Raw genomic sequence first — 24,652 nt, 5'->3', positions numbered from 1 at the left:
CGGTCCGACTTCGTGATCGGCATCGCGCTGCCCGAGGACTTGTGACCTACCTCGACGACCGGCAGGAGCAGGGCCACTTGCTGTACGAGAACGGCGAATAGATGCGCGTCTCCTCCACGCGGGATGTCGACGACCGTGGTGGCGCTCCGGTACCGGCACGACCGTCCGGCGGAACTGGCTCGATCAGAAGGGTCGTACTCGTGAAGGTGGTTCCGATCCGATGACCCCCCGGTTGTGCAACCTCTACGTACGGTCTGGTCACGCGTTCGTCGTTCCCATGTCGCGAACGGTCGACGGCTTTTGGATCGCAAACGACGAGTGCCTGATCGCCGATCCAGCGAGTGACGAGCAGCTTGCCGACCGGGTGCGTGACTCATTGGCTCGGTCTGGGTCCGAGGTCACAACACCTCCGCGCGACGCCCCGCGCGGCGAAGCACTCCTGCGGGCGGCAGGCGTGCGCAGCCGTGGCGAGTTCAGCAAGGGCGGGACCCGCGGTGTGAGCATCCATGCCGTCGGCGACACGATCACGCTGACGCCGATGCACAATCGCAGTCCTGGATCCGGCTTCGATCACCTCGTCGATCGATCCACGGTGGTCGAGGATCCAACCGTCTTGGGGAAGGCCCTGCGTGATGCGCTGGCAGCCGCCACCTGATCCGACCCACGCCCCTCGGGCTGCGAGCCTGCAGGTGGGGCAACCAGTGGGCCCCTGCGCACGCGGAGGTTCGTCGTGAGGGAACTGCTTCGGGCACTCGCCGACTGGCTGGCCTTCTTCTTCCAGGACGCGGAGTATCGACTCGTCGACTCCGAGGTCGGACAGTCCTTCGGGGACGCCTTCGTGGTGTGGTCCAACGGGTCCCTGGACTGGCGTCTGGTCCGCGATCGCTCGCAACTGTTCCTGGAGGCACGCCCCATGGGTGTGGACGAGTGGTTCGACATCGACCTGCTCATGCGCGTCCTGGGCGAGCCGGCACAGGCCTCGTCGGAGTTGACGCCCGAGCACGGGCACTGGGTCAGGGTCAACCTCGCCACAATCCACGCGCTGTTCGTGCCGGAGAACGTCGCCGGCACCGCCGCGGAACTCCGTGCGGCCAAGCGCCAGCGTGCCCAGGAACTGTTCGGCTGACCCTGCGTGACACTGCACGTGGCACGATGATCGAGCCGGAAGCGGCCGTGCCCCGGTCGCACAGTCGAGCCAGCACTCCGGAGGCAGGCGCCTTTGCAAGAGCGGGGCTCGAACTCGAAGTCGACCCGCTTGGCAACGCCCAGCGGTGGGAGTTCGGCGACGAGGGCCCTCTCGACGCCTACGTCGACGGCCGCGGAGTCCGTCAGGGCTACGCGCTGGACTTCGCCGGGCAACGCACCGCCATCGACCACCCCGACGGGCAGGTCACGTTCGGCCACGACGTGACGGGCCGCCGCGACGGCATGGTCGACGAGACCGGCCAGACCACCTGGGACTACCAACCCCACACCGGACGGCTCACGACCGTCACCTCCCCGGCTGGGACGGTCGGGTACGGCTACGACGACGCCGGCCGCCGCACCTCCATGACCACCCCCGACGGGCCCGTGACCCATGCCACCACCTGGCCGGTCGGAGCCCAGACCGGGCAACGTTGGCCCGCTCGGGTTCGCCGGCGGATAGCAAGACCCAGCCGGGCAGGTCTGGCTGCACGCCCGCACCTACCTGCCCGACCTCGGCCGCTTCACCGCCGTCTACCCCGTCCGCCCCGGCGGCCCCGGCGTCGCCGGCCACAACCCCTACACCTAAGTCACCAACAACCCAACGACCCTCACCGACCCCACCGGCATGACCACAGCGGTTGAGTACCGAACGACCCTCGTGCTGGGCGCTGCCGCTGCCGGTGCCGCGTGTGCACTCATCACCGATTGCGCGGAAGGTCTCGGGATCGCCTTCCAGGCCCTGGCGGACTTGCTGGCTCGCGGAGGCGTCGCGGCCTTCGACACCGGACGGCGTGTACTTGGACCACCAGCGGAGTTGCCCGTAGATGTGGCTGAGCCGGCAAATCCGACCGCCGACCAACCTGAGCCCACCGGGGGGGCCGAGTGGGCCAACCTCCCCACGCCGGAGCTGGTGCAGACGGCCGTGGCATTCACCCCGGACGGGGACAGCGTCGTGGCGACCGGCGACGGAGTGCCCGCCGTCGCGTGGGACGTGGACGAGCGGGCATCTCGCCAGCGCTTCGGCATCGACGAGGGCCCTGCCTGGGAGATCGACGTGAGCCCCGACGGCGACCTCGTCGCGACGATCGGCTTCGAGGACACGGCGCGGGCTCGCGTCTGGGATCGACACTCGGGCTATGAGGTCTTCACGGTGGAGCAGGACAACTTCCGACCCGAGGCCCTGGCATGGAGTCCGGATGGAAGCCTGCTCGCCGTCGCCGGCAACCCCGCCGAGGGGGCGTCCGGGCGCACCTTGGTCGTCGATCGCTCAGGACGACCGGTCGCCGAGGTCGTGGAGGACGACGACTTCCATCCGGTGGAGGTGGAGTTCAGCCCGGACGGGCAGTGGCTGGTGACGGGACTTGCCCAGCTCAACCGGGAGTTCCAGATCGTCGACGGCGTCCGCCTGTGGGACTGGGGGTCGGGCGAGGTGCTGATGGACCTCCCCGCGTACGCCCACCAGGTGGCAGTCGACCCGACCGGCAGGCGGATCGTCACCGGTGAGGTTGGGTTGGGCGGGTCGATCTGGGACGTCGCGACGGGAGAACAGCTTGCGACGCTCACGGGCCACAACGGCGACATCACCGACGTGGCCTTCTCGCCGGACGGCAACACCATCGCCACCTCCGGAACGGACGGCACCGTGCGGCTCTGGGTGGCCGAGTCCGGCACCGAGCGACTCGTCCTCCGCGGCGACGACGGTCCGATCTGGTCGCTGGACTTCGACGACGAGGGTGACCGCCTTGTGTCGGGAGGCGACGGCATGACCCGCGTGTGGGCGCTGGACCTCGACGACCTTGTCGGCATCGCCCAGTCGCGGCTGACGCGGTCGCTGACCGACGACGAGTGCCGGCAGTACCTCCACGTCGAGGCCTGCCCTTCGTAGGCACGAGGCGCCCGGAATTTCGCCGTTCCGGTCGGACTCGAACCATGTCACACGACTGTGACGGTGTGCCGACCAGGTTGCCACTGGAGCGAACCACGCTTGCCCTGTCATCAGCACCGCAACAGCGACAGACAAGGCATGCATCATGGCATCGACCACCACATCGACCAGGGCAACGACCAGCGATCCGACGCCCCACACGACTTCCAGCGACCAGCCGGCCACGTCGGGGATTCGGGGCCTCGAGCCTCCAGGCAAGCGGGCATCCGGTTGGGCCGTCTGGGCCGGCATCGCCGTCGCGCTGGCAGCGGCCATCGTCCTGGTCCTCGCCGGTACGGACGGCCGCGGGCCGGACGGATCGGCGACCCCCGACTCACCCGGCAGCGACGTGCACCTCGACAACCTCGCGGCCATCGCCGCCGCCCGGACAGCCGTCGCCGGCAGCGACGTGCACCTGGACAACCTCGCGGCCATCGCCGCCGCCCGGGCAGCCGTCGCCGGCAGCGACGTGCACCTGGACAACCTCGCCACCGACATCGCCGACGGCAGGGTTCCTGCCTCGGGGAGCGACCAGCACCTCCACAACATGGCCAGCGACGGCAACCGAGCTCCTGGCTTCGGGAGCGACCAGCACCTCCACAACCTGGCCGCCGGGATCGGGCCGTCCTGAATGCCAGTGCAGCCCCAACGAGCTTCGCACGCCAGCCGTGGAGTCCCACGATGGACGGGCCGCTGGGGAAACCGTCGGACTGGCGCCAGCAAGGACCGACGTCCCATCGCCACGGGCGAACGACCATGGGACGCCCCTCGCAGGGGTCGAGGGTCGTGACGGGCGACGCCGGGGGCGCCCGAGGGCCGGCTCCGCCCTACCGTGTCGCGAACGATGATGCGTGGAGGCCTGATGCCCGGTGATGACAGCACCGCCTGGACGTTGGTGGAGTTCACCAAGACATTGGCAGACCACCAGTCCGTCGAGGGCGTGTTCGGCGCGCTCGGGGACTACTGCAAGCGGCTGCTCGACGTCGACGGCATCGGGGTGCTGCTGCTCGACGACGGCGACCTGACCGTGGCGACGACCAACAGTCCCCGCGGGCGCGTGGCCGAACGGCTCGAGGCGTCACTCGCCGAGGGGCCCTGCACGGACTGCGTCCGGACCGGCCAGCACCTCTCGGTGCCCGACCTCGAGGCGGAACAGTCACGCTGGCCGAACTTCGCCCCACCCGCATTGGAGGCAGGGATCCGCGGAATTCACGCGATCCCGGTCAGTGCGAGGTCCGACCTGGTCGGCGCCGTCGACGTCGTGATGACCGAGGCGCGCGAGCTGACGCCCGACGAACTGGCCACCGCGCTCATGCTCACGGAGGTCGCCACCTCCTACCTGCTGAGCATCCGCGCCCATGAGGAAGCGGACGCGTTGGCAGTCCAGCTCCAACACGCGCTGGACAGCCGGGTGGTGATCGAACAGGCCAAGGGGATGCTGGCCGAGCGCCACGACGTCGACCTCACGGACGCGTTCGAGCGCATGCGCGCGTACGCCCGGTCCGAGAACCAGCGGTTGCGCGACGTCGCGACGGGCGTGACGAACGGCACCCTCGACCTCGACTGACCAGGGGACAGACGACGTGACTGATCGCGCAGGACGGACTGCCCTCCACGACGCCGCGCTCGCGGGGGACGTGGGCGACGTCCGGGGTCACCTCGACCGAGGGGCAGGCCCGGACGCCGCAGACCACCAGGGCTTCACCCCGTTGCACTTCGCTGCCCAGGGCGGCCACGCCGAGGTGGCCGCGCTGCTCCTGGACGAGGGCGCGTCCATCGACCCGGTCAACCGGTTCGGCAACACACCGCTGTGGGTCGCCACGATGCACTCCTACGGGCGTGGCGACACGATCACGCTGCTGATCGAGCGTGGTGCCGACCCGGACCGTGAGAACCTCACGGGCATCAGCCCTCGTGGCATCGCCCAGACCGTCGCGAACCACGACCTCGGACAGTTCTTTTCCTGACCCGTGCGCGCCTGCCGCTGCCGTCTCGGTGCCAGTGGGGAAAGCCGGAAGCGAGACGGCGGGCACCCGGATGGGCGCATCACGAGGCGGTGCCTACGGTCGAGTCCGGCGTTGGGGACATCCGGTTCGACGGGGACCGGAGCGCGCGCCGGGGACTCGAGGGTGGCACATGAGGCTCGGACACAGGATCACGACGACGATCGCCGGCACCGCGGTGCTGCTGCTGGCGGCGACGCCGGTGCTGGCGCACGAGTGCGTCAACGCCAGCAAGAAGGACGCCGCATCGGGCGCCCAGATCATCTTCGACGGGACGTTCGAGAACGTCATCTGGGCCACGGAGGGCGTCCAGCGGAGGTTGGCGAGCGGCGTCATCGACCAGGAGACCGGTGAGGGCTTCCACGGCATCATCGGGGTCGACTTCGAGGGCGACGGCATCGTCGACTTTGCCACGTGGACCAACGTCGGCCCGGATGGCGCGATCCCGCTCCAGGCGCAACTGGCCGGCGCGGCGTGCAAGGGCATCGTCAACGTCGAGGACTACATGGACTGCCTCGACTGACCGGCGCTGGACGTCGGGCGTCGGCCCGGATCGGGGGACCCGGGCCGACGCCGTCCATGCTCAGCTGCCCAGGCCGGCGTCCTCGTTGGCCCGGATGCTGGCGATGCACTGGCCCTGGTTGGCGAAGTCGTAGTTGGCGAACCCGCCGTCGCGACAGTCGTCGGGCGAGGTCGGCGCCACCGGCACTGCCGGCTCGATCGTGAAGTCGTAGTCGATCCCGGTCGCCTCGGTGGCGGACGCGAGCCCGTCCCAGCCTGCGGTGCCCCCGTCGACCAGCTCGACGCCGCCGTTGGCGTCGACGTGGGTGATCGTGCCCCAGCTGTCGGTCAGCACCGGCAACTCGTCGACGGCCAGGGTCATGCAGCCCTCGGCCGTCGGCACGTCGGCCGCGTCCGTCGCACAGGTCACCGGGTCGGCCGCCGCGTCGATCGTGAAGGCGACGTCGAGGACCCGGTCGGTCCCCGCGAGGTCGACGTCGTGGAACGTCTGCACGTACTCCCCGCCGTCGGCCCGACCGTCGCTCAGGCCGATCCGCAGCGTGTCGTCGTCGTTCATGGACGCGTAGATGTACACCCCCTCGTTGAGGCCCCGCTCATCCGCGGCCAGGGTGGCCGTGTCGAGCAGGCCGATCAGCCCGAAGTCGCCACCGCCGGCATCCAGCACGTCGATGCTGCCCGTGAAGGTGACCACGTCGACGTCGGCTGGGGTCGTGATGATCGGCATCCCCCACTGGTAGCCGTGGCTGTAGCCCTCCGGGGCCGGGTCGCCCACGTGGCGCATCCAGCGCCGCGGGATGCCGGTCTCGGCATCGGGGTCGACGATCTCGCTGACCGTGCCCGTGAAGGTGGCGGTGTCGTGGGTGTCGGCCGCCGCGCCGGTCGCAGCGAACGCGAGCGAACCGACGAGGAGCGCCGCCGCCCCCAGCAGGGTGCGGCCCACCCCCGGGGTCGAAGCGCTGCGGTGGTCGGTCCGGTCGTCGGCATCGGTCGGGACGGGGGGTGCTGCACGGTGCATCGTGGTCTCCAGGTGGGGGAGGTGGGGGTGGTGCGGGCCGGTCGGTCCGGATCGCGGTGCTGCCCCCGAGGTCGTGGCTGCACGCTAGGGAGGCGGTGCGACATGCCTCCCCCACCTCCCGGGGTGCTCGGGCCCCCGGTCACAGGACATGGGGACGGAGGTCCGGGGGGACGTTCGTGCCACCCCGTACACCCACCCCGCGGACTCCACGAAGCTTCCCGGCGGGCCGGCAGGAGGCGCACCCGGGCGACTGTCCACACCCTCGCGACCGCGATGATTGACATCGTGCGACATGCATCTGTATACTCGAACGCACGTTCTGCCACCTGACCGCCACCCACGGGCTTCGGAGGATTGAGATGCCACCTCACCAGCCCCGGGAGGCCTGGGGTGCCGGCCGATCCCGGGGACGCGCGGAGGTCGGGTCGTCCGCAATGGAGCGGGACCGACCTGCGTCGTACCGGGCCGGGCGTCGTGGGCGATCGGGTGCCGCGCGGCACCGGCAGGTGGGCGCGTCGCGGGCGTCGCGACGACCCAGCGTCGCCGCCGACGTGCACGCGAACTACCAGTCGGATCCGTCGGACCCCTTCCCCGGAAACCGTGCGCTCCGCCGAGCCGTGGCGGACGTGGCCGCGGTGCTCGACGAGGCCTCGGAGGGTGACCGGCCGTCCCTCGACGGCCCGTCGCTCGACCACGAGGAACTGCGTGAGCGGGTGCGGCTCCTGGAACGGCTGGGAGGTCTGAGCACCGCCGGGCTGGCCCGGACCCTGGCCCAGTTGCGCAACAGCGGCGCCGTCGAGGCCGACGGTGCGTCGTCGACCACGGCGTGGCTGACCGCCAACACGAATCGTTCCGGTCGCGATGCCGCGCGGATGTCGCGCCTGGCCACCGACCTCGACGACCTCCCGGCCACCCGACAGGCACTGGCCGACGGTGACCTGACCGCGGAGTCCGTCGATGCGATGGTGCAGGCCGCCCGCGATGGCCGCCTGGGGAGCCCCGGTGAGGTCGACGCGGCCCTGGTCGACGTGGCCCGCGCGACCTCTCCCGAGGGGCTGCGAGCCCGGATCCGCTCGCGCCAGCAGGCCGTCGACGGCGCTGCCATGCTGCGCGACGAGAACCGCCAGCACGCCCGCCGCAGTTTCCGCCTGACCCGGACCGACCTCGGCACCTGGCGCCCGTCCGGCGAGCTGCCCGACGAACTCGGCCAACGCTTCCGGACCCTGCTCGACGCCTTCGATCGCCCCGATCCCGCCGAGACACCACGCGACCAGCGTCGTCGACCCGACGTCCGGCTGGCCGATGCACTGGGCGACCTCGTGGAGGTTGCGCTCGGCCACGGGCTGTCGCCGGGCACCGGTGGCATCACGCGTCCCCACCTGTCGGTCATCGTCGATGCCGCCACCGTGTCCGCCGACCTGGCGCGCGACGGCGTCGACGACCCCGACCGCCCCGACGCCGCCCCCGCGCCCGACGACCCGCGCTGGGCGAGCCTGCCTCCGGGGGACCTGCCATGGGGCGGGCACCTGTCCCCACAGGCCGTGCGCCGGATCTGTTGCGACGCGGCGGTGTCGCGCATCGTGATGGACGGTGCGTCCCAGGTCCTCGACGTCGGTCGCGCCACGCGGGAGTGGTCCGGGCCCCAGCGACGGGCCGTGAACGCCCGCGATCGAGGCTGTCGAGGCCCCAACTGTGACGGTCCCATTGCGTGGACCGCGATCCACCACCTCGTCTGGTGGCGCAACGACGGCGTGACCTCGGTCGACAACGGATTGGCGCTGTGCCACCACTGCCACCACCTCGTCCACGACAAGGGGTGGACCGTCGAGCTCGACACCTCCACGGCAGCGGCCACCTGGACGTCACCCGCCGGCCGGCGAATCGTCACGGTTCCGGGTCGGGCACCGGCGGTTGCGGACCCGATCGGGTCACGCGGCGTCGTGGCTCCCGATGGCCCCGTTTCGCCCGACACCCCGTCGTCCCTCGACACTCCCGCCGCCGCCGGCTGCCCCGACGAGATCCGGACCCCGCGGCTCGAGCTTCCCGGCTGGTCCGACTCCTCGACGAACCGCTCGGTCGGTGCATCGGCCGGCGGCAACCCGGCCAGTTCGTGACGCCCCGCTCCCCCATCGACGGCGGTGGGGTGGCCCGTCATGCCCAGATCGACCGATCGGGGCGTGGCGTCGCCGTTTCGCTCCTTGACAACTCCAGAGAGATCGAACACTCGCGGCGCGCGGCGGGCGGCGCGCGGCGGCGCGGCCGGTCGTCTCAGGCCTCGGCGGAGTCGTCGAGCCCGGTGGGCGGGTTGATCGGCTGGGCGCGCTCGGTCGGGAACGCGGTGACCTCGCCCTCGAGCTCCTCGATGACCGGGCCGAGCGCGATGGCGAACACACCCTGGCCACCCATCACCAGTTCGACGACCTCCTGGTCGTCGTCGACCATGAACACATTGGTGCCGTCCGACACGACCGTCACGTCCGCGGGCGAATGTCCCTGCGCTGCGAGCGTCTCGATCGCGAGCCGCACGCGCTGGAGCGACACCCCGGCGTCGAGCAGCCGCTTGACGACGCGCAGCGCCACGATGTCGTTGAACGAGTACAGCCGCTGGCTGCCCGAGCCCTCGGCGCGCTGGACCGACGGCGACACCAGGTCGGTGCGGGCCCAGTAGTCCAGTTGGCGGTAGGTGATGCCGACGATGTTGCACGCGGTCGGGCCGCGATAGCCCACCGCGACGTCGTCACCGACGTCCAGTTGCAACTGGTTGCCCGCCATGTGCACTCCTCCACCAGGTCATGCAGCCAATCGATCCAGCATGGTCGTCCATGGTCGGCCGCGTCCATGGCCGGCCGCCGTTCGTGCGCTCCGCGCGACCTCGACGTGCCGGACCGCATACCACTCTAGCAACACGAGACACAAGAGTGAAACTTCTCAGGTGTGTTTCCCCGTTGGTGGCACGGTGTCCACGTGGAGGTCGAGCCGCTCGGGTGGCCGCCACGGTGCGACCCGGGATGACGAGGACGGATGAGGACCGGGCGGGCAGCACGACCGCTCGCCGGCGGACCTCACTGCTCCTTGAAGTCCTCCGGGGTCACCGACTCGAGGAACTCGCGGAACTGGCGCACCTCGGCCTCGGCCTGCTGTGCGTCCTCGACCTCTTCGTCCTCGTCGAGCTCGACCCCGGCCTCGTCGAGCACTGCCGGCGCACCGTAGACCCGGGTGCCGGGCAGGCGCGCCGCGATGGCGAGGGCGTCGGACGGTCGCGACGAGACGCCAACCTCGATGCCGTCGTCGCCGACCAGCACGAGCTCGGCGTAGAAGGTGCCGTCCTGGAGGTCGGTGATCCGCACGCTGTCGAGTCGCTGTCCCAGTGACTCGAGCATGTCCACGATCAGGTCGTGGGTCAGTGGCCGCGCGGTCTCGACCCCCTGGAGCGCGAAGGCGATGGCGGTGGCCTCGACCGCGCCGATCCAGATGGGGAGGTAGCGCGGTCCGTCGGTCTCCTTGAGGAGGACGATCGGCTGGTTCGCGGGCAACTCGACCCGGACTCCGACCAATTCGAGCGGCTTCACCGTGGCCTGCTCCCTCGTCTCGACGTCATCCGTGCAAGGTACTGCACGTGCCCCGTCCGGCGAGGACCCCGGACCACCCGCCGTCGGACGCACCGCGGGGTCAGGAGGACGGCCAGGTGTTGAGCTCGTGGGCCTGGCGCATGGCCTCGTAGACCTTGCCGGCCAGCGACTCGCCGATCGTGTCGGGCGGTGCGACCTCGGCCGTCGCGACGTACTCCGCCAGCCGGCCACCCACGCCCAGGGAGACCTCGCTGACGACGGACGACCCGTCCACCGCCAGTTGGGTGTCGACCTGCGGGGGCTCGGGCGCCCACAGGTCGAGCGTCGTGGCCTCGCCGACCCACTCCCCCGGCAGCCGGATCGCCGCGCCGACGTCGACCGGGTGGCGGTCCAGGGCGGACTCGATCCAGTCGAACACGGCCACGGACTCGGCGTAGCGCTGGTTGTCGTTGCGAGCGCCGACGATGACCGACACCAGGTCGTGGTCGTCGGCGCGGACCGAGCCCACCAACGACGCCCCGGCCAGGTCGGTGGTCCCCGTCTTGAGGCCCGTGGCGTCCTCGCGCATCTCCAGCAACAGGTTGCGGTTGGGCACCGGGCCGGTCGACGGCAGGTCCCACGACCGGCTGTTGGCGATCTCGGCCACCAGCGGCTGGGCCAGCGCGGCGTCGCCCAGGATGGCGAGGTCGCGGGCCGACAGCAGGTTGACGTCCTCGAGGCCCGACGGGTCCGCGATCGTGGCACCGACGATGCCCAGCGACTCGGCCTTGTCGTTCATCATCTGGATGAACGCCGCCCGGTCACCACCACCGCCCGCGACGGCGAGCGCCTCCGCGGCGTCGTTGCCCGAGCGGATCAGGGCACCGGCGACCAGGTCGCGGACCGACCAGGTGTCGCCGGGTTCCAGCGCCGCGGTCGACCCGTCGATGTTCACCTCGTCGCCGACCGTGACCATCTGGTCGGGGTCCAGCACGTCGAGCGCGGTCAGGACCGTGAGCAGCTTGATGACCGAGGCGACCTGGACCCGCTCCTGGGCGTTGACGACCGCCAGGACCTGCCCGGTCGTCGCGTCCAGCGCCATCAGTTCGCGGGCGGTCTCCATCGGCGGCTCCGGCCAGCCCGCCGGTGGTTGCTCCACCAGCGACAACCCCTCGACCACGCCGAGCGGCGCGGCGTCGCCGGGCGATGCCGAGGGCTGCGGGGCGGGCGACGGTGTGGGGCTGCTGGACGGAGCTGGCGAGGTCGACTCGGCCGGCGCCTCCGACGCGTCCTGGGCCAGCGCCGCCCCGGCCCAGGGACCGGAGCGGGTCATCGGCGCCACCAACGCGGCCACGGCCAGGCCGACCACCGCCACCGAAGTGGTGGCGCGACGGGTCGGACGCGACCAGGTCACGATGGCCTCACGCAGGGTCGACGACGAGCGGGCACGGGACCACGGCAGGATATTGCGCCACCATCCGGATCCACGACACCGGTCTCGGGGCGAACGGCCGGGGACACCGGGGTGCCCTGGCCCGTGCGAGACGGGCTGCCGGCCGGCGTCCTGCAGGGAGGTGGAGGGGCACGATGCGGCGAAGGCCGGTGGACCGAGGGACCGCTCGACTCAGGAGTGGAGGGTGTCGCGGAGACGGTTGCCCAGCAGGGCGCGGTTGAGCGCGGCGCCACGCTCGGCGACCTTCTCGCCCCGGGCGGTCGCGGCCGAGCGGGCCTCGGGGTTGCGCTGGCGCATCACGGGGGCGACGAGCTGCTCGATCAGGGCGAACTGGCGCTCGGCGAACTGCGGGTACATCCGCAGGTGACGGGCCTCCAGGCCCGCGTCGAGCAGGTCACCGGCCAGACGGGCCACCCGCAGCGCGGCGGCGTCGAAGGTGGGAGTCCGCGGCAGCAGGCCGTGGCCGACCAGCGCCTCGACCTGCTCGATGCTCAGCCCGGCGGCTTCCGCGAGCTCCTCGGCGTTCCAGGTCTCGGTGCCGATCGGCGGGAGCAGGGACTGGTCCTGGGCCATCGGCTCGCCGTCGCCACGCAGATGGGCGACCTCGTCGGGATCGGGCCCGGCGGGCGAGTCCACCGCCAGCCCCGCGTCGATCCGGTCCAGCTCCTCGCGGATGACCTTCAGCGGGAGGTAGCGGTCGCGCTGGGCCCGCAGGACGTAGCGCAGACGCTCGATGTCGTCGTCGTCGAACTTGCGGTAGCCCGAGTCGGTGCGGTCCGGCGAGATCAGCCCCTCGGCCTCCAGGAACCGGATCTTGGAGATCGTGATGTCGTCGAAGTCCTCCTGCAGCGTCTTGAGGACCTCGCCGATGGTCAGGGTGCCGCTCATGAAGAGGCCTCGTCCGCGGACACGAACAACAGCTTGAAGCGTCCCACTTGGACCTGGTCGCCCATCACCAGCGGGTGCTCCTCGACCCGGTGGTCACCGACGTAGGTGCCGTTCAGCGAGCCGAGGTCCGCCAGGACCAGGCCGTTGTCGCCACGACGCACCTCGGCGTGGTGCCGTGACACGGTCACGTCGTCCAGCAGCAGGTCGGCGTCGGGGTGGCGGCCGATCGTCGTGACGTCCTTCTCGAGCATGAACCGCGAGCCCGACAACGGCCCCCGCATCACCACGAACAGGCCGGTCCCCTGCTCCATCGTGGGCAGGTCCTCCAGGACGTCCTCGCCGTCGGTCTCCCCGTGGAGGTCGATCGACATCGTGGCGTTGGTGTCGGCCTCACGTCGCACCGGGGTGCCGCACGCCGCACAGAAGTTGGCGTCGTCGGCGATCGCTTCGCCGCAGTGGCTGCAGTACATCGTCACTCCTCGACCGGCACGTCGAGCCGGCTCGCCCCAAGGGTAGACGAGAACTTCAGGGTTCGGGGGAGATCCGTTCCGGGTGTGGACCGATGTCGCTCCGAGCGCACCACTGTTGCTGGTGATGCGACCGCTCGAGGGCGCTCGTGACGATCGTCACGAGGTCGCGTCGGCGGGGCGGTGACGACAGGTGCACGGGGTCGGAGCGGGGTGTGCCGACGGCACCTGGGTCGGCGGTGGCTCAACCGTCGACGAGCGCTTGATACGCGGCGGCGTCCAACAGGTCGTCCGGGTCGACCTCACCCTCGACCGAGACTTCAACCAGCCAGCCGTCACCCCAGCAGTCGGCGTTGACCAGCTCGGGCGAGGTGTCCAGCGCCTCGTTGCGGGCGGTCACGGTGCCGGTGACGGGTGCGAACAGGTCCGACACCGACTTGGTCGACTCGACCTCGCCGAACACCTCGCCGGCCTCGATGCTGGAGCCCACGGCGGGCAGGTCCACGTAGACGACGTCGCCCAGCTGGTCCTGGGCGAAGTCGGTGATGCCGATGACGGCCGTGGAGCCGTCCAGGCGGACCCACTCGTGGTCGTTGGTGTAGTGGCGGTCGTCGGGGACCGAGGCGTCGGCCATGGTGCGGGTTCCTTCGGGAGGTGGGTGGCATCCGGGTCGCGCGGGGTCGCGCGGAGCACTGCACCGCACCCTAGCCGCCACCGCCACCGGGGAAACCTCGCCACGTGGACGCCGGCGGCCCCCGCCGCGACCGCCGCTGCGTCAACCGACCGGCACGACCTCGCGGTGGGCGACGTGGTCGGGTCGTCGCGCATCGGTCGCGAACGGCTCGACCAACGCGTTGTCGACGCGGTTGTAGACGAAGAAGGCGTTGCTGCGGGCGTACGGCGTGATGTTGCCGTTGGAGCCATGCATCAGGTTGGAGTCGAAGAACAGCACCGAGCCGGCCGGGCCGGTCGGCGCCACGATGCCGTGCTCGTCGGCCAGCGTGGCGAGCTGGTCCGGCGACGGCGTCCCCGCCTCCTGGCGCTGCAGGGACTCGAGGTGGTTGTCCTCGGGGGTTGCCCCCGCACACTGGACGAAGGTCTCGTGCGACCCGGGCATGACCATCAGCGGCCCGTTGTGGGCCAGGTTGTCGGTCAACGCGACCGAGGCCGAGATGCAGCGCGGCGTCGGCATGCCGTCCTCGGCGTGCCACGTCTCGAAGTCGGAGTGCCAGTAGAACCCGTCACTGCCGAACCCTGGCTTGGCGTTGACCCGGGTCTGGTGCAGGGTCACCTCGCTGCCGTGCAGCTGGCGGACCACGCCGATCAGCCGGTCGTCCCGCGACATCGCGTCGAACGGTCCACTGAGCCGGTGGACGGCGAAGATCGAGCGGACCGCGTCGGTGTCGGGCTCGGCGACCGTCTCGGGCCGTTCCCGCACGGCGGGGTCCTCGCGCAGCCGGTCGAGCTCGTCGTGGTGCGCGGCGACCTCGGCCGGGCCGAACACGTCGGTGAGGAACAGGAAGCCGTCGCGGGCGAACGCCTCCACCTGCGCGGCCGTCAGCGGACCGTCGGCCTGCGCGGCCGTGTCGGCCACGGTCGGGACGTCGCGGTCGACCAGGCGGGGCTCGGCGTCGGTCAGGCGGGACGGATAACGGTCGCGGATGCGTGGTGCGGTCGTGGTCATCGTCGTGGGTTCACTCCGTGTCGCTGGGCGGTTTCGGACCCGCCGGACACCTCCCGGCGTGCGACGGGGACCCGCCAACGTGGCGGACCGATCCGCCGCGCGCAACCACGCAGGGCGACGAACGGAGGGGTCGTTTCAGACCGCCGGGACCGGCGCGGGCGCCGGGCGGCTCGGCGCCGGGTAGGCGCCGTCGTCGTCGTGGGTCTCGTCCCCGGTGACCGGCGGGTTGAACACGCACACCATCCGCAGGTCGGTGTCGGCGTGGAGGGTGTGGCGGTCGTGCTGGTCCAGCGCGTAGACCGTGCCGGCCTCGATGCGGTGCACCTCGCCGGTCTCGTGGTCCTCCAGGCGGCCTGCACCGGCGATGCAGTACACCGCCTCCACGTGGTTGCGGTACCACATCGCGGTCGACGTGCCGGCGTGCAGCACCGTGTCGTGGAGCGAGAAGCCCATCCGGTCGTCGGCCAGCAGCAGGCGGCGGCTGGTCCACGTGTCGGCGACGGTCTCGCGGTCGGTGCCGGTGGTGTCGGCGAGGGTGCGGACGATCATGGGAATCTCCTCGGGTCAGGACGCGGTGACGACCAGGTCGTGGTCGACCAGGGCGGCCGCCAACGACGCGGCGACGATGTCGAGGCCCGCCTCGAGGTCGGCGTCGTCGATCGTCAGCGCCGGGAACAGCTTGGCGACCTGGCTGTTGGCGCCGGAGGTCTCCAGCAGCAGGCCACGCTCGAAGGCCTCGGACGAGATCGCCTCGGCCAGCCCCGGGACGTCCGACGACAGCCCCTGCATCAGGCCACGACCCACCACGCGGGCCTGGGCCTCGGGGTGGTCGGCGGCCATCGCCGACAATCGCTGCGTCACGCGTGCGGCCTTGCGGGCGACCGCGTGCTCCAGCGTGTCGTCGGTCCAGAAGTCCAGCGCCGCGGTCGCGGTCACGAACGCCGGGTTGAAGCCACGGAACGTGCCGTTGTGCTCACCGGGCTCCCACACGTCCAGCTCGGGCTTGAGCAGGGTCACCGCGAACGGCAGCCCGTAGCCCGACAGCGACTTCGACAGCGTGACCATGTCGGGCTGGATCCCCGAGGGCTCGAAGCTGAAGAACGTGCCGGTCCGGCCACAGCCGGCCTGGATGTCGTCGACGATCAGCAGGATGTCGTGGGCGTCGCACAGGTCGGCGAGCTCGCGCAGCCACTCGTCGCTGGCATGGGCCAGTCCGCCCTCGCCCTGGACGGTCTCGACGATCGCGGCCGCGGGCTTGCCCATGCCGCTGCCGGAGTCGTCGAGGTAGGCCGCGAACAGCTCGATGGTGGAGGTGCCGTCACCGAACCAGCCGTCGTAGGGGATCCGGTTGGTGTGGTCCAGCGGGACCTGCGCCCCACCGCGCTTCATGGCGTTGCCGGTGACCGCCAGCGAGCCCAGCGTCATGCCGTGGAAGGCGTTGGTGAAGCTGACGATGTTGGTCCGCCCGGTGACCTTGCGGGCGAGCTTGAGGGCCGACTCGACTGCATTGGTGCCGGTCGGACCGGGAAACATCACCCGGTAGTCCATCCCGCGTGGCTGCAGGATGACCTCGTCGAACGTCTCGAGGAAGTCGCGCTTGGCGGTGGTCGACTTGTCCAGCGCATGGGTGAATGCCGTCACGCTCCAGTAGTCCAGCAGCGCCCGCTTGATCGTCGGGTTGCTGTGGCCGTAGTTGAGCGCCCCGGCCCCGGAGAAGAAGTCGAGGTAGTCACGCCCGGCCTCGTCGGTCAGGTGGCTGCCACGGGCCGTGTCGAACACGGTGGGCCAGGTGCGGCAGTAGGAACGCACCTCCGACTCCAGCGCGCGGAAGGTCGAGTCGTCCGGAGCGGACGCGCCCTCGGCCGGCACGGCCAGGTCGCGGGTCGCGGCATCGGGCGGGGCGGTGGTGGCGGTCGTCGGGGTCACGTGCGTGCCTTTCGCGGCAGCAGGGTGGCGTGGTGGATGTCGATGTTCGTGTGGTGCGTGGTGGCGCGCGTCGGGGTCAGGCCGGGGTGGCCAGCGGACGGTCGCCGGGCGCGTCGTCGCGGGCCCGGTCGAGGTCGGCGACGTCGGCCGCGGGGTCGTCCTCCAGCGGACCGATCCGGAACAGGTGCTCCGGGTCGTGGCCGTCCTCGGGGAAGTCGTCCCGGTCGAGCCACTCGGTCACCTCGACCTCGGCGTCGTGGGACCGGGCGACCGACGTGAACAGGTTCTGCGACGCGGTGTTGTCGGGACCGACCGTGGCCTCGATGTGGGTCAGGCCGTCGCCCGTCTCGACCAGCCAGTCCAGCATCCGGGTCGCGACGCCACGTCCGCGGGCCTCCTCGGCGACGCCGACCTGCCACACGAACAACGCCGAGGGGTCGTCGGGGACGCGGTAGCCGGCGACGAAACCCACCACCTCGTCGTCGTCGACCGCCACGACCGAGGTGTCGGCGAAGTTGCGTGCCAGCATCAGGTAGGCGTAGGACGAGTTGAGGTCGAGCGCACCGCTGTCGCGAACGAGCTCCCACATCTCGGCGCCCTCGTCGGGCAGCGGTGCACGCAGCTGGATCGTCATGGAGGGATGTCCTCGGTCGGGACGGAGTCGAGCCTGGCTCGAGCGGTCGGTCGGACTGCGGGGCGCGCCGCCACGTGCGTCGTCGGCGTCCCGCGGCACAGGCCTGCCCGAGGCGGAGCCGGGGGGCTGCGGCAGGATGTCGCGGAGGAGGTCGTCGCGGACGGTGCCACACGGGCACGTGGTCGACGCGGCGAGTCATCGGACGGCGGGAGGCGGCGATGCCTGGGGCGCAGGTCGTGCTCGCCCCGTGCACCACTGCACCGTACGGAGAGGGGACGTGGTCCTCGACCCAGAGACCCACACGACCGTCCGGGTGCCCCTCCTTGACTCCTCCGACCCGCCCGCGTAGATGCCGGATGCTCGGCGGAGCGAGGTTCGCTCAGGCGTCGTCGCGTGGCTGCCGGGCGTGCCCGGCGTCCTCGCCGGGCCCCGTGGACCCGGTCGACTCGGTCGACTCGTCGTCGGCCTGGCGGGCACGCTCGTGCGCGGCGCCACCCGGACCGGCCCGGCGCCGTGCCAGCACGACCCTGGCGTAGCCCACGCCGACCACCCAGTACAGGACGGTGAAGACCCAGGCCCAGATCAGGCCGATGATGGTGACCCAGCCCCACGGCTCGCCCACCAGGGCAGTCGTCGCGTTGTCCTTGGTGAGCGACGCACCGACCAGCAGGAGCGGGAAGCTCATCATCAGCCCGAAGGTGGCGAACTTGCCGAGCCGCGTCACCCCCGGCCACGATCCCCCGGAGCCGAGCATGATCGCGCCCCCGACCAGCAGCAGGAGGTCACGCAACACGATGGCCAGCGCGAGGGGCCACGGGACGACCCCGGACACGACCAGGGACACCATCACCGTGACGATGAACAGCCGGTCCGAGATCGGGTCGAGCAGTTGGCCGAGCTTGGTCACTTGGTCGAAGCGACGTGCCACGTAGCCGTCGAACCAGTCGGTCGACGCGAACACGAACCCGACCAGGAGGCCGAACAGGTACTGCTCGTCGACGACCAGCCAGTACAGCCACGGGAGGACCAGCAGGCGGATCAGCGACAGGAGGTTCGGGACGGTCAGGATGCGATTGGTGACGACGTTCGGCGTCTCGCGGCTGCCGCGATCGAAGACCTCAACCACGCATCCGGCTCGCTCGTCGGGGGACCGCGACCCACCGGCCCGGTCGTGGAGACCGGGCCGGCGTGTCGATGGTCGGGCTGGCCGGACTTGAACCGGCGACCCCTCGTCCCCCAGACGAGTGCGCTACCTGACTGCGCCACAGCCCGCTGTTGCGACCCTCGACACTACCCGACCCCACACACCCCCTCCAACCACGCGCGCCCGCCCATGCCGCACGGACGCCCCCGTCGTCGGCGAGCCGGACCGGGCTCGGTGGTGCGGCCCCGTCCGGGTGGCCGTCGGCTGCACCTGCCTGTCGACGTAGTGTGGACCACGTCCACCCGCCGACCCGGAAGGTCCCCGCATGAGTGCCGCCCAGAGCCCCGAGCCGATGGTCCCCGAGCACGACGACGACGAGCCCGCCCCGGACACCGACCCGCGCGTCGACGACGTCCCGACCGACCCGCAGGACCCCCGGACCAACGACGACCCGGCCGCCGACCCGCTGTCCGATCCCCGCACCGACGACCGGACCGAGGAGCTGTCGGCCGACGTCACCGCGCTGGACGACGACGCGACCCCGCAGGCGCTGGACGACTCGTCCAGCGTGGTCGAGTCCGCCTGGGACGACACCGGGGTCAGGACCGCGCCCAGTGACGGCATGGAGGACGAGCACGCCGAGGAGGAGGCCGTCGAGGACCTCCCCGACGACGCCGACGGGATCCCCTCGACCACCTGACGCCCCAGCCACCACGTCGAGTGTGCGGCTCGGGGCCGCATCCAGCCGCGAAGAGCACACTCGACGTCCAGGCGCGCACGGGCTGACGTGCGGACGGGCGTCGCGGGTCAGTCGTCGCTGCGGCGGCCGCCCCGGCGCTGCTCGACGGCGATCGGGACACCCTCGAACCCCCACGTCTCGCGGATGCGTCGTTCCAGCCAGCGTCGCCACGCCGCCGGGATCTCGCGGTTGGCGAACGCGATGAACTTCGGCGGGGCGGTCTCGGCCTGGGTGAGGTAGCGGACCCGGACCGTGCGGCCGCCCTGCAGGGGCGGCGGGTTGTGGTCGATGGCCTCGCGCAGGAACCGGTTGAGGTCGCTGGTCGGGATGCGGCGGAGGTACTCCTCCCAGACCCGCACCAGGGTCGGCAGCACCCGCCGGGTCCCCCGGCCGGTCAGGGCCGAGATGTTGATCCGTGGCGCCCACGCCGCAAACCCCAGCAGCCGGTCCAGCTCGCGCTCGAGGTCGAAGCGACGCTCGGTGTCGACCGTGTCCCACTTGTTGATCACCAGCACCAGTCCGCGGCCGGCGTCACGCAGGAGTGCGGCCAGCCGCTGGTCCTGCTCCGACACCTCGTCGCCCCCGTCGATCAGGAACAGGACGAGGTCGGCGGACTCGATCGCGAGGCGGGTCCGGTCGACCGAGTACAGCTCGACGTCCTCGCCGGTGCGGTACTTGCGTCGCATCCCGGCCGTGTCGACGAACTCCCACGCCCGGCCGTCGATCTCGACCAGCGTGTCGACCGCGTCCCGGGTGGTGTGGGGCACCGCGTCGACGATCGAGCGGTCCTCCCCCAGCAGCCGGTTGAACAACGACGACTTGCCGACGTTGGGCTTGCCGACCAGCGCCACCCGTGGCACGCGGGCCGGGGCCGCGGCCACCTCCCAGTCGCCCAGCCCCTCGAACACCACGTCGAGGAGGTCGCCGACCCCGCGTCCGTGGCGGGCCGAGATCGGGTACGGCTCGCCCAGTCCCAGCCGCCACAGCTCGGCGGCGCCCAGCTCGTGGCGCTCGGCGTCGGCCTTGTTGCCGACCAGCACCACGTCCACGCCGGCCCGTCGCAGCAGCTTGGCGTAGCGCTCGTCGTCCTCCAGGACCCCGACGGTGATGTCGGTGACGAAGATGACCAGGTCGGCGTCGGCGATGGCGGCCTCGGCGGACGCCACGATCGCGGCGTCCATCCCCTCGGCGGCGTGCTCCCACCCACCCGTGTCGATCAGGACGAACTCGCGCCCGAGCCACTCGGCCCGGTGCTCGGTTCGGTCGCGGGTGACCCCGGGCTGCTCCTCGACGATGGCGACCCGGCGGCCGAGGATCCGGTTGACCAGGGTCGACTTGCCCACGTTGGGGCGGCCGACGATGGCGACCCGCGGCAGCTGGCGCCAGCCCCGCACCGCCACGACGTCACGTCCGCCCAGTCGGTCGACGATCTCGTCGACGACCTCCTCGGCGTCCATCCCGGTCGTGTCCAGCTCCCAGGCGTCCTCCACCGGGGCCATCGGGGTGACCGTCCGCGCGGCATCCTTCTGGTCGCGTCGGCGGACGTCGGACTCCACCACCGGATCGTCGGGATCCAGCCCGAGCTGCTCGGCCCGGCGCTTCACGCGCTCGTCCTCGTCGGCGGTCAGCCACACCTTCAGGTCGGCGTCGGGGATGACCACCGAGCCGATGTCGCGGCCCTCGGCGACCCCGCCGTGCTCGAGGGCGGCCCGCTGCTGGGGCACCAGGGCCTCGCGCACCCCGCGGTGGGCCGACACGGGAGACACCGCCTCGTTGACCTCGGGCGTGCGGAGGCGTTCCGTCACGTCGGTGCCGTCCAGCAACAGGCGCGACCCGTCGAAGCGCAGCTCGACGTCCTGGGCGACGTCCGTGCACGCCTCCTCGTCGGCCGGGTCCACGCCGGCGTCGAGGCAGGCCAGCGCGACGGCCCGGTACATCGCCCCGGTGTCGAGGTGGCGCACGCCCAGCCGGTGGGCCAGTGCCGCCGCGAGGGTGGACTTGCCGGAGCCGGAGGGCCCGTCGATCGCGATCCGCCAAGGTGTCATTCGGGGAGGTCCGTTCGCAGCTGGCGCGCGTCGTGCAGGTAGGGGTGGCGCAGCTCGGTCGGGGTCCGGTCGGTGTAGACGTGGGCGAGGATCCGGATGCAGCGAGGGATCCCGCCGTCGATGTCGAGCTCGCGGGCACACAGCAGGGGCACGTGGGTGATCCCGCCGTGGCGCGCGGCCTCGGCCGGGAACGCCGAGGAGATGTCGTCGGTGGCGGTGAACACCAGCGACACGAGGTCGTCCTCCGACAGGTCGTTGCGCGCGAACAGCTCGTCGATCAGCTCGCCGGTCCGGTCCAGCAGGTGGTCCCGGTCGTCGACGTCGAGCGTGGTCGCGCCACGGAGGGCACGGACACGGGTGGTGCGGTCGTCCATCTGGTCAGCCTCGCTTCGGTGCTGCGGATCCCGGGTCGGGAGGGCGGGGTCGGGGGGCGGCCGAGGGCCACCGGCCGCCGGGGCGTGGTGGGTCGGTGGGTGCGGTCCCGACGGAGCGCCGCTGTCAGTGTTCCCGCTCGGCGCGCTCGGCGCGCGTCGCGGCCCGTTCACGGTCCTGGCGTTCGCGCTTCGCGGTGCGCCGGGACCGGTCGGGCCCGCTGCGTCCCTCGACCGCGGCGTGCAGCCGCGCGATCTCCTGCTGGGTCAGGAAGCGCCACTTGCCCTGGCGAAGCTCGCCCAGCTCGACCCCGCCGAACGACACCCGGGCGAGTCGCTTCACCGGGTGGCCGACCGCGTCGAGCAGCCGCCGCACCTCGCGCTTGCGACCCTCGGTCATGGTCAGCTGCACCAGGGTCTGGTCGTGCTCGGACTCCAGCACGGTCACGGCCCGGGGTTTCGCGAAGCCGTCCTCGAGCTCGACCCCGTCGCGCAGGGTCACCAGGGTGCGGTCGCGGACGGTGCCACGCACCAGCGCGACGTAGATCTTCTCGACCTCGTGGGACGGGTGCAGCAGCTTGTGGGTCAGTTCGCCGTCGTTGGTCAGCAGGAGCAGGCCCTCGGTGTCGGCGTCGAGCCGCCCGACCGGATAGATCCGCTGCTGGATCGCCACCAGGTCGACCACGGTCGGGCGACCACGCGGGTCGTCGACGGTGGTGATGATGCCCTGGGGCTTGTTGAGCATGACGTGGACCAGGTCCTGGTCGACGTTGACCCGCTCACCGTCCAGCCGGATGTCGTCGGCCGAGGCGTCGACCTTGCGTCCGAGCGTGGCGACCTCGCCGTTGACGGTCACCCGTCCGGCGGCGATCAGCTCCTCGCTGGCCCGGCGCGAGGCGATCCCCGCGTGCGCCATGACCTTCTGCAGTCGGTCACGAGCCATGGGACACCCGAGCCTGGTCGGTGGAGCCGTCCCGGGCGTGGTCGTCGGCGCGGTCGATGTCGTCGTCGGATGCACTCGCGTCGGCGTCGGTGCGGTCCGCCTCGTCGTCGCCGACCAGGTGCACGCCGGGGGCGCCGGTCGACGCGGCTGTGTCGTCCCACTGGTCCTCGGCGGCGGCCATCGCGGCGTCGGGGTCCTCGGAGGCGACCACGGCGTCGCGGAGACGGTCCATGGCCGCCTGGGCGACCCGCTCGAGGTCCTCGGTCAGGTCCCGGAAGTCACTGCGCGAGCGGACCGGCGTGAGCGGTGTCGCGTCCTCGTCGGGGTCGAGCACCTCGCCGTCCCAGGTGCCACGACCGGTCGCGGGCAGTCGGCCGCCGGCCGCCAGGGCCTTGCGGGCGCGTCGCATCCCCTCGCCCACCGGTTCGTCGGGGGCGACCTCGTCGAGGTAGTCGGTCAGGGGAGGCAGGTCGTCGAGGTCGACCAGTCCGAGCTGTTCCAGGAAACTGGAGGTCGTGCCGAACAGGACCGCCTGGCCCGGCCCGTCCTCGCGGCCGACCTCCCCGACCAGGCCCCGCGACAGCAGTGAGCGCACGGCACCGTCGGCGTTGACACCCCGGATGTCGGAGATGTCACCGCGGCTGATGGGCTGCTTGTAGGCGATGACTGCGAGGGTCTCGAGCGCGGCGTTGGACAGGCGCCCGTTGCGCCCGGACAGCAGGTGTCGCTCGATGGCGGGATCGGCCACGGGGTCGGTGTAGAGCCGGTAGCCGCCGGCGACGTGGCGCACCACCAGGCCAGACTGGCGCTCGTGCAGCCGCTGGACGAGCTCGTCCAGGAGTGTCCGGACGATGTCGTCGTCCACCTCGAGGGCGGCCGCGAGTGCCGGCAGCGCGACGGGCTCGTCGGCGAGGAAGAGCAGGGCCTCGAGGCTGGCGAGGTGCGTGGGGTCGACCGTCACGACGCCACCTCGATTGGCATGGCCGCGACCGGGACGCGGTCCCCGTCGGGCGTGGTGGTGGCGGCCGTCGTGTCGGGGCCGTCGACCGGCTCGTCGCCCGAGAGGTCGACATCGTCGTCCTCGTCCTCCCCCGCCGCCGTCGCGGTCAGGACCCGCAGGTCGGCGTCGGCAGCGGCACGGGCCACGGCCAGCGGGCCGCGGTGCGTCTCCTGGTCCAGCTCGACGTGGCCGAGCTTGTACAGCTCGAGGGCGGCGAGGAACACCACGACGGCGTCCGAGCGGGTCCGGCCGGAGACCAGCTCGTCGAAGGTCGCGCGGGTGCCGACCTGCTCGAGACGGTCCAGGACCAGTCCGGCCGCGTCCCGGATCGACAGGAAGGTGCGCCGGATGTGGCTCAGCTCGACCGCCGGGTCCGGGCGTGGCGCGGTCGCACGGGCGGCGAGCCGGGCCAGGTCCACCGCGGTGGTCTCCAGCGGCGCGTCGGGCACCAGCCGGCGGAACCGGGGTTCGAGGTCGACGGTGCGGGCGTGGTGGGCCGCCTCGGTGACGTGGCGCTCCCCCAGCACGGTCGCGACGTCGCGGAAGGCCCGGTACTCCAGCAGGCGGGCGTAGAGCAGGTCGCGGGCCTGGGCCAGCAGGTCGTGCTCGTCCTCGACGTCGTCGACGGGCAGCAGGCGAGCGGCCTTGAGCTCGACCAGGGTCGCCGCCACGACCAGGAACCGGGTCGCGGTCTCGAGGTCGAGCCGGTCGAGGCCGTCGAGCGAGGCCAGGTAGTCACCGGTGATCTCGGCCAGGTCCACCTCGGTGACGTCCAGCCGGCGTCGGGCGATCAGCTCCAGCAGCAGGTCGAACGGTCCCTGGAAGACCTCCAGGTCCACGTGGTGGGTCATCGGGCGGCCCTCGGGGCTCGGGAGCTGGCGCAGGACGGGTGATGGGCGGGCACGCAGACAGGTGCGACGCGCCCCGTGGTCGCCCGGCAGCGTAACGTTTCGCCCACCCCGACCCGTGGAGGCACCGACAGCCACCCGCCCGCCACCGCCGAACCCCGCACACCTCGCGATGTGACGTCGCCGCAGCGATGTGGGTTGGACGCACCAGCGCGTCGAACTCACATCGGGATCACGAAGTCACATCGCGAGGTGTGCGGGGTTCGGCGGTGGCGGGCGGGTGGCTGTCGGTGCCTCCACGGGTCGGGGT

The 24,652-nt window shown here is 71.7% G+C and carries 26 protein-coding genes and 1 tRNA gene; 9 read left to right on the top strand and 18 right to left on the bottom strand.

What is annotated here, in order from left to right:
* Positions 1-220: 220 nt before the first annotated feature.
* The 7 genes from KR546_RS10330 to KR546_RS10295 all read left to right on the top strand — a co-directional run bounded on the left by KR546_RS10330 (position 221) and on the right by KR546_RS10295 (position 5,638).
* Positions 221-655 (top strand): hypothetical protein, encoded by a 435-nt coding sequence (locus tag KR546_RS10330; protein WP_238444627.1) that lies wholly within the window; start codon positions 221-223, stop codon positions 653-655.
* A gap of 75 nt (positions 656-730) precedes the next feature.
* Positions 731-1,126 (top strand): hypothetical protein, encoded by a 396-nt coding sequence (locus KR546_RS10325; RefSeq protein ID WP_238444626.1) that lies wholly within the window; start codon positions 731-733, stop codon positions 1,124-1,126.
* Between the two features lie 972 nt (positions 1,127-2,098).
* Positions 2,099-3,073 (top strand): WD40 repeat domain-containing protein, encoded by a 975-nt coding sequence (locus KR546_RS19705; protein ID WP_238444625.1) that lies wholly within the window; start codon positions 2,099-2,101, stop codon positions 3,071-3,073.
* 145 nt (positions 3,074-3,218) lie between these two features.
* On the top strand, positions 3,219-3,743 hold the full coding sequence (locus KR546_RS10310; protein ID WP_238444624.1) for a hypothetical protein: 525 nt from the start codon (positions 3,219-3,221) through the stop codon (positions 3,741-3,743).
* Positions 3,744-3,974: 231 nt separating this feature from the next.
* Positions 3,975-4,679 carry a GAF and ANTAR domain-containing protein gene (locus KR546_RS10305; RefSeq protein WP_238444623.1) on the top strand — a complete coding sequence of 235 codons (705 nt, stop codon included), beginning with the start codon at positions 3,975-3,977 and terminating at the stop codon, positions 4,677-4,679.
* A gap of 16 nt (positions 4,680-4,695) precedes the next feature.
* On the top strand, positions 4,696-5,079 hold the full coding sequence (locus tag KR546_RS10300) for an ankyrin repeat domain-containing protein (protein ID WP_238444622.1): 384 nt from the start codon (positions 4,696-4,698) through the stop codon (positions 5,077-5,079).
* A 169-nt stretch (positions 5,080-5,248) separates the two neighbouring features.
* A complete protein-coding gene (locus KR546_RS10295; protein ID WP_238444621.1) occupies positions 5,249-5,638 on the top strand; it encodes a hypothetical protein in 390 nt (129 codons plus the stop codon).
* Positions 5,639-5,698: 60 nt separating this feature from the next.
* Here the strand turns inward: KR546_RS10295 and KR546_RS10290 are convergent, their stop codons facing one another.
* Positions 5,699-6,652: a hypothetical protein gene (locus KR546_RS10290; RefSeq protein WP_238444620.1), complete on the bottom strand. Its 954-nt coding sequence runs from the start codon at positions 6,650-6,652 to the stop codon at positions 5,699-5,701.
* 626 nt (positions 6,653-7,278) lie between these two features.
* Between KR546_RS10290 and KR546_RS10285 the strand changes: the two genes are divergently transcribed.
* Complete coding sequence (locus KR546_RS10285) at positions 7,279-8,766, top strand: DUF222 domain-containing protein (protein WP_238444619.1); 1,488 nt, start codon at positions 7,279-7,281, stop codon at positions 8,764-8,766.
* A 154-nt stretch (positions 8,767-8,920) separates the two neighbouring features.
* Here the strand turns inward: KR546_RS10285 and KR546_RS10280 are convergent, their stop codons facing one another.
* The 12 genes from KR546_RS10280 to KR546_RS10225 all read right to left on the bottom strand — a co-directional run bounded on the left by KR546_RS10280 (position 8,921) and on the right by KR546_RS10225 (position 18,524).
* Positions 8,921-9,424 carry a MerR family transcriptional regulator gene (locus KR546_RS10280; protein WP_238444618.1) on the bottom strand — a complete coding sequence of 168 codons (504 nt, stop codon included), beginning with the start codon at positions 9,422-9,424 and terminating at the stop codon, positions 8,921-8,923.
* A 290-nt stretch (positions 9,425-9,714) separates the two neighbouring features.
* On the bottom strand, positions 9,715-10,221 hold the full coding sequence (locus tag KR546_RS10275; RefSeq protein WP_238444617.1) for a bifunctional nuclease family protein: 507 nt from the start codon (positions 10,219-10,221) through the stop codon (positions 9,715-9,717).
* Between the two features lie 100 nt (positions 10,222-10,321).
* Complete coding sequence (locus KR546_RS10270; protein ID WP_238444616.1) at positions 10,322-11,614, bottom strand: D-alanyl-D-alanine carboxypeptidase family protein; 1,293 nt, start codon at positions 11,612-11,614, stop codon at positions 10,322-10,324.
* 210 nt (positions 11,615-11,824) lie between these two features.
* Entirely contained in the window at positions 11,825-12,541 is a 717-nt protein-coding gene (gene ftsR / locus KR546_RS10265; RefSeq protein ID WP_238444615.1) for a transcriptional regulator FtsR, read from the bottom strand.
* Positions 12,538-13,011 carry an FHA domain-containing protein gene (locus KR546_RS10260; protein ID WP_238444614.1) on the bottom strand — a complete coding sequence of 158 codons (474 nt, stop codon included), beginning with the start codon at positions 13,009-13,011 and terminating at the stop codon, positions 12,538-12,540. The genes ftsR and KR546_RS10260 overlap by 4 nt, the downstream gene beginning before the upstream one ends.
* 241 nt (positions 13,012-13,252) lie before the next feature.
* A complete protein-coding gene (gene gcvH, locus KR546_RS10255; protein WP_238444613.1) occupies positions 13,253-13,642 on the bottom strand; it encodes a glycine cleavage system protein GcvH in 390 nt (129 codons plus the stop codon).
* Positions 13,643-13,783: 141 nt separating this feature from the next.
* Positions 13,784-14,692, bottom strand: a complete 909-nt coding sequence (gene thpD / locus KR546_RS10250; RefSeq protein WP_238444612.1) for an ectoine hydroxylase — start codon at positions 14,690-14,692, stop codon at positions 13,784-13,786.
* A 135-nt stretch (positions 14,693-14,827) separates the two neighbouring features.
* A complete protein-coding gene (locus tag KR546_RS10245) occupies positions 14,828-15,241 on the bottom strand; it encodes an ectoine synthase (protein WP_238444611.1) in 414 nt (137 codons plus the stop codon).
* A 15-nt stretch (positions 15,242-15,256) separates the two neighbouring features.
* Positions 15,257-16,567, bottom strand: coding sequence for a diaminobutyrate--2-oxoglutarate transaminase (gene ectB / locus KR546_RS10240; protein WP_274387927.1), 1,311 nt, complete (start codon positions 16,565-16,567; stop codon positions 15,257-15,259).
* 127 nt (positions 16,568-16,694) lie between these two features.
* Positions 16,695-17,252, bottom strand: coding sequence for a diaminobutyrate acetyltransferase (gene ectA, locus KR546_RS10235; RefSeq protein ID WP_238444610.1), 558 nt, complete (start codon positions 17,250-17,252; stop codon positions 16,695-16,697).
* Positions 17,253-17,631: 379 nt separating this feature from the next.
* Positions 17,632-18,378 carry a CDP-alcohol phosphatidyltransferase family protein gene (locus tag KR546_RS10230; RefSeq protein ID WP_238444609.1) on the bottom strand — a complete coding sequence of 249 codons (747 nt, stop codon included), beginning with the start codon at positions 18,376-18,378 and terminating at the stop codon, positions 17,632-17,634.
* 69 nt (positions 18,379-18,447) lie between these two features.
* Positions 18,448-18,524 (bottom strand) — tRNA-Pro (locus tag KR546_RS10225).
* A 197-nt stretch (positions 18,525-18,721) separates the two neighbouring features.
* Here KR546_RS10225 and KR546_RS10220 point away from each other — a divergent pair.
* Complete coding sequence (locus KR546_RS10220) at positions 18,722-19,096, top strand: hypothetical protein (protein ID WP_238444608.1); 375 nt, start codon at positions 18,722-18,724, stop codon at positions 19,094-19,096.
* Positions 19,097-19,203: 107 nt separating this feature from the next.
* Here KR546_RS10220 and der read toward each other — a convergent pair whose 3' ends face one another.
* From der to KR546_RS10195, 5 genes are all read right to left on the bottom strand, one after another.
* Positions 19,204-21,180 (bottom strand): ribosome biogenesis GTPase Der, encoded by a 1,977-nt coding sequence (gene der / locus KR546_RS10215; protein WP_238444607.1) that lies wholly within the window; start codon positions 21,178-21,180, stop codon positions 19,204-19,206.
* Positions 21,177-21,554, bottom strand: a complete 378-nt coding sequence (gene aroH / locus KR546_RS10210) for a chorismate mutase (RefSeq protein WP_238444606.1) — start codon at positions 21,552-21,554, stop codon at positions 21,177-21,179. The genes der and aroH overlap by 4 nt, the downstream gene beginning before the upstream one ends.
* Positions 21,555-21,678: 124 nt before the next feature.
* Entirely contained in the window at positions 21,679-22,494 is an 816-nt protein-coding gene (locus tag KR546_RS10205) for a pseudouridine synthase (RefSeq protein WP_238444605.1), read from the bottom strand.
* The gene (gene scpB / locus KR546_RS10200) at positions 22,484-23,455 is read right to left on the bottom strand and encodes an SMC-Scp complex subunit ScpB (protein ID WP_238444604.1); all 972 of its coding nucleotides are present in this window, start codon (positions 23,453-23,455) and stop codon (positions 22,484-22,486) included. Before scpB ends, KR546_RS10205 begins: the two co-directional genes overlap by 11 nt.
* Positions 23,452-24,345: a segregation and condensation protein A gene (locus KR546_RS10195; RefSeq protein WP_238444603.1), complete on the bottom strand. Its 894-nt coding sequence runs from the start codon at positions 24,343-24,345 to the stop codon at positions 23,452-23,454. The genes scpB and KR546_RS10195 overlap by 4 nt, the downstream gene beginning before the upstream one ends.
* Between the last annotated feature and the right edge of the window lie 307 nt (positions 24,346-24,652).

The organism is Salsipaludibacter albus (assembly GCF_019798055.1).
Taxonomy (GTDB): domain Bacteria; phylum Actinomycetota; class Nitriliruptoria; order Nitriliruptorales; family Nitriliruptoraceae; genus Salsipaludibacter; species Salsipaludibacter albus.
Note: the sequence above shows the minus strand (reverse complement) of the source record. Positions and strands in the feature narration are given on the sequence as shown.